Source organism: Psychrobacter sp. BF1 (assembly GCF_019279065.1).
Taxonomy (GTDB): Bacteria; Pseudomonadota; Gammaproteobacteria; order Pseudomonadales; family Moraxellaceae; genus Psychrobacter; species Psychrobacter urativorans.
This window is the reverse complement of the sequence record NZ_JAGYWV010000027.1, coordinates 1-4,379: the sequence shown is the minus strand read 5'-3', so window position 1 is coordinate 4,379 and position 4,379 is coordinate 1. Positions and strand designations below refer to the sequence as shown.

The following is a 4,379-nucleotide window of genomic DNA, read 5'->3' as shown; positions in this document are numbered from 1 at the left end:
CAGGAAGCCAAGATAGAAGCAGAGCGTCAGGCTCAAGCGCAGCAGGAAGCCAAGATAGAAGCAGAACGTCAGGCTCAAGAGCAAGCACGCCCTAAGACCGCTAAAGAGTTTGTTGAACAACTAAGCAAAGAAGAACGGCATAAAGTAAAAGAGAGTGCTAGTAAAATCATGAGTCAATACATCGCAGACATTAACAGCAAAGCGGTAGAGCTATACGAGAAGGCGACACCACCAAACCAAAGAGCCAAACCGTTATTTGAACACTATGCTTATAGTGATATGAACGAGGTACAGCCTTATAAGTCCCTTGCACAACGTGAGATACACGAGAAAGACCCAAACAGATACAAGGACTATGCCAAAGCCGTTGAGGTCACAAATGCAATGCAGGACATGGAACGTAGAGAGGGCTATCAAAGGCAAGCAGAACGGATAAGAGAACCAAGCCAAGACAAAGGAAAAGGAGGCATAGACAGGTAACTAACGCCCTAGCGGTTGTTGGGTCAGAGTTAGTCAAGGACAAGCGGAAAAAGCCCCGCTTGATCTTGGCTAACTCTCGACCTTGAAGTTACATAGTAATATGGGTTACTTAGGTAGTACCTACTTCATCCCTTGATATACAAGGCTTTGCACAAAGTAAAACAAAAGGGTAAACTAACAAAAAGACAAAACCCCCAACGCTTGCAGGCGTTGAGGGTTTTAGAAATCAATCTGTGCGTGATACAGATATAATGACTTCCTTGGTAAGAGCCATTATATCACGGTATCACGCTAAAACAAGCGTGAGCATATGGAACATCTAAAACAGGTCAATCCCGATCAGTGGGAACAAGTACCGCCCCTAGCCCAATTATATCAAGACCTACCCAAAACACTACGCTGTAGCCCATACAAGCATAATACGGACTTTAGGCGCAAAACCCCCAAACGAGCCACACAAAGCGCATACGTGGGCTATAACACGCCTAAGGTAACCACATTCATAGTTATTGACCTCGATTATGACGGCTCAATATTCGCCTACCATGATGCAGGAATACCACGACCGCATTTTGTCATCAAAAACCCTAAAAATGGTCATTGCCAGTACCTCTACAGGCTCAAAGACCCTATAACCTTCTTCAAGAACTCACAACAAGCCCCTATCGACCTGCTGAACGCCATAGAATACGCCCTTAACGAGGTTTTAGGCGGTGATAAGGCATTCACTGGCTACCTTGCCAAGAACGCCTTAAATTCAGCCCATGAAGTGTATTACACAGGCGCAGAGCCGTACACGTTGCATGACCTAGCCGACTACCTAGACTTACCCACCTACACGCCCACCACCGCAGACAATGATGAATTTTACGGCAGGAATGATGCAACATTTCACACTGTACGCAAGCTAGCGTATCGAGTAGCGTCCAAATGCACCTACACGCAGTTATATGAGCAGTGCTTGCATTGGTGCGAGGAACACAACACCCAATACAGCCCACAGCTACCGTATAACGAGCTAAAGAGCATATCTAAGAGCATTGCGGAGTATTGCACCTCACAGGCTTACAGATGCTCATTAAGCGAGCTACAAGCACGAAAGGGGGCAAAAGGGGGTAGGGTCAGCGACTCATCAAAAGGCGGTCAAGCAAGGTCAAAGAAATACGAAAATAAGAGAGAAGAGGCAAGGAAACTATACAAAGATGGGACTAAGATAAGCACCATATCTAAAAATATGGATGTACATAGAAATACTGTAAGGAGATGGGTAAATGAGAGAGCCTAATATTAATATACCTAAGAGAAAGCTTGATATACCTAAAAAGGATTTTCTAGCCTATGCCTTATATTTAGACGACAGACGCAAATACGAAGCGACATGGAAATGGGTCATATTCAAAGTTAATTACGGTGAATGGGTTAATAAGTCCGTCAGGTTTACTGATGGCGTAGAGGTACAACCTAAAAAGCCAACGAAAGAGTTTCTTCAGTGGCTTGATGAGTACCAAAACAGGGTTTAAAAAAGTGCACTAGTGCAAGCCTATCAGTTAACCCCCCGTTAGGGGCTTTTCTTATCCTATGCCGTTAAGCTAATCTAAACAATGATTCTGTGCTTAGGCTACTTCAAAAAAAACAAAAATTAATCAGTCTTTTTCAATCGACCGCAGTCGATTGCCGTGACCTTGCCGACAAGTCTAATTTTCTACCGTTTCGTATCTATCCCTTCAAACCTAACTTGATTATGTGTCTATTTAGCTAAAATTAGCCCCTTCCTGCTGCCTATTCGGTGTCTTGGCTACCCTAGTATCCTTTAATAACTTCTAAGCCCTTGTAGCCCATTTTAGAGCGTCCATTATTTTTGGTTCTTTGATAATTTCTTGATTAACTTGATAATCTATTGCAATGCACTAACAATATTAATATAATGCGTAAACAATATACCGAAAGGGCAAAATCATGGCAAATAGCCTACCAGACAGAAGTGACAGTACATTTACTTGTAGAGCCGATAAAGAATTGGTTGATGCGTTCAAACGAATAGCCAAAGATAACAACCGCACCGCAAGCCAACTGGTTAGAGATTACATGATGGCTTACGTCAAGAAAAATGGTCAAGGCAAATTGGAACTGGATTAAAGGATTATTATCGGAAATCAGGGGCGTTTGCACTGGTATCTAATATCGCCTCTAGTGTGTCCTTGATGACTTCTTGGTCTCTGTCTAATATGTAGCCACCGTCATCAACCTTTTGTATAACCTGACGCATTAGTGTTTCGACTTCACTATCTTGCTTTATGGCAGACTCAACGGCACTGGCTAATATCATCATGCGCCTAGTCCTTGCCTTGCGCTCCTTGCCCTTTTCAGCATCAATCAATCGCCTAGCGTCAGCCCTAGCTTTTGCCAGTTGGTCTGCCTTTTTTTCAGCATTGAGCAATACCCATAGCTTGCGGTTATCGTCATCACTTCTATTGTCTTTCTCACCCAGTAGGATTATAAGTTCCTGCGTCTCATTAGGTGACTTGAAGCCCTTAAATCGTTTGACTAAATCATCAAGGTAATCTTCGTTTATGGTAGCCATATCTAATCCTTTTCTTGTTAGTTGTTTTGTGGTCAGGTTGAGTTTATCATTAGGCGGTATGTTTGCATAGTTGTGGTGGTTTGTAGCCTTGTTGAGGAGACAAGGCACGCTTAGTAGTTTCTCATTATTCCGCTCTGCTGCATAATAAGAAACTAGCGTGTCAAGGGTCTAACCCCTTTGAAATCCCCAGTCAGGGGCAACCCCCTAACAACCCCAAAAAAACCAAAAGGTGAAGTAATGGCTATCGGTAGATTAAGTATAGGAATTGGCAAAAAAGGCAAGGCAAGTCCTCACGCTCAATATATCGCTAGAGAGGGCAAATATGCCAAGCCAAGCAACCACCAAGAGAAGCTAGAAAATACAGGTCATGGCAATATGCCAAAATGGGCAGAGCATAACCCTAATTACTTTTGGCAAATGGCAGATGAACACGAGAGAAAAAACGGCAGTACCTACCGTGAACACGTTATAGCCTTGCCTAGAGAGCTAGATGAAAATAAACGTCACGAGCTAATCAAAGACTGGATAGCCCAAGAAATAGGCGAAGAACACGCCTACCAATATGCCATTCACAACCCACCAGCATTAGACGGTGGCGAACAGCCCCATGCTCATATTATGTTCAGCGAACGCACCATAGACGATATTGAGCGTGACCCTGACCAATACTTTAAACGCTACAACAGCAAGAACCCCGAAAAAGGCGGAGCAAAAAAAGCCAATACGCCCAAGAAGTCAGTAGAGCGCAAAGAGGAACTAAAAGCGATGCGTGACCGATGGGAGAAAATCTGTAACGCCCACTTGGAGCGAGCAGGACGCTATGAGCGTATCAGTATGAAGTCTAACAAAGAGCAGGGAATAGAGAGAGAGCCACTCAATCTAACAATGGCACAGCTCAAAAAGCCTGAAATCAGGGAAGTGTACCAAGCGGTGCTAGAAGCAGCAGAAGATGATTGGACGGCTGAAAAATGGATGATTATGGAGTTTGATGATTATGGTATCGAGTATGATATCTGGTGTCAGTACATGGACAAGGAAGCAGCAGAGCGTCAGGCTCAAGCACAGCAGGAAGCTAAGATAGAAGCAGAGCGTCAGGCTCAAGCACAGCAGGAAGCCAAGATAGAAGCAGAGCGTCAGGCTCAAGCGCAGCAGGAAGCCAAGATAGAAGCAGAGCGTCAGGCTCAAGCGCAACAGGAAGCCAAGATAGAAGCAGAGCGTCAGGCTCAAGCGCAGCAGGAAGCCAAGATAGAAGCAGAACGTCAGGCTCAAGAGCAAGCACGCCCTAAGACCGCTAAAGAGTTTGTTGAACAACTAAGCA

The 4,379-nt window shown here is 44.3% G+C and carries 6 protein-coding genes; 5 read left to right on the top strand and 1 reads right to left on the bottom strand.

What is annotated here, in order from left to right; genetic code table 11:
- The 4 genes from KZA12_RS14645 to KZA12_RS14630 all read left to right on the top strand — a co-directional run.
- A partial coding sequence (locus KZA12_RS14645) for a hypothetical protein (protein ID WP_218690739.1) occupies positions 1 to 480 on the top strand: 480 nt, incomplete at its 5' end.
- A gap of 310 nt (positions 481 to 790) precedes the next feature.
- On the top strand, positions 791 to 1,765 hold the full coding sequence (locus tag KZA12_RS14640; protein WP_256933011.1) for a replication initiation protein: 975 nt from the start codon (positions 791 to 793) through the stop codon (positions 1,763 to 1,765).
- Positions 1,752 to 2,000 carry a hypothetical protein gene (locus KZA12_RS14635; protein WP_256933010.1) on the top strand — a complete coding sequence of 83 codons (249 nt, stop codon included), beginning with the start codon at positions 1,752 to 1,754 and terminating at the stop codon, positions 1,998 to 2,000. The genes KZA12_RS14640 and KZA12_RS14635 overlap by 14 nt, the downstream gene beginning before the upstream one ends.
- Before the next feature lie 436 nt (positions 2,001 to 2,436).
- Positions 2,437 to 2,616 (top strand): hypothetical protein, encoded by a 180-nt coding sequence (locus KZA12_RS14630; RefSeq protein WP_218690737.1) that lies wholly within the window; start codon positions 2,437 to 2,439, stop codon positions 2,614 to 2,616.
- A gap of 7 nt (positions 2,617 to 2,623) precedes the next feature.
- Here the strand turns inward: KZA12_RS14630 and KZA12_RS14625 are convergent, their stop codons facing one another.
- Positions 2,624 to 3,061 (bottom strand): hypothetical protein, encoded by a 438-nt coding sequence (locus KZA12_RS14625; protein ID WP_218690736.1) that lies wholly within the window; start codon positions 3,059 to 3,061, stop codon positions 2,624 to 2,626.
- A gap of 177 nt (positions 3,062 to 3,238) precedes the next feature.
- Between KZA12_RS14625 and KZA12_RS14620 the strand changes: the two genes are divergently transcribed.
- On the top strand, positions 3,239 to 4,379 hold a 1,141-nt coding region (locus KZA12_RS14620), incomplete at its 3' end, for a MobA/MobL family protein (protein WP_256933009.1).

Excerpts from the sequence above, each read along its gene's own strand:
- KZA12_RS14625 (WP_218690736.1), bottom strand. The coding sequence starts at position 3,061 with ATGGCTACCATAAACGAAGATTACCTTGATGATTTAGTCAAACGATTT.
- KZA12_RS14630 (WP_218690737.1), top strand. The coding sequence starts at position 2,437 with ATGGCAAATAGCCTACCAGACAGAAGTGACAGTACATTTACTTGTAGA.
- KZA12_RS14635 (WP_256933010.1), top strand. The coding sequence starts at position 1,752 with ATGAGAGAGCCTAATATTAATATACCTAAGAGAAAGCTTGATATACCT.
- KZA12_RS14640 (WP_256933011.1), top strand. The coding sequence starts at position 791 with ATGGAACATCTAAAACAGGTCAATCCCGATCAGTGGGAACAAGTACCG.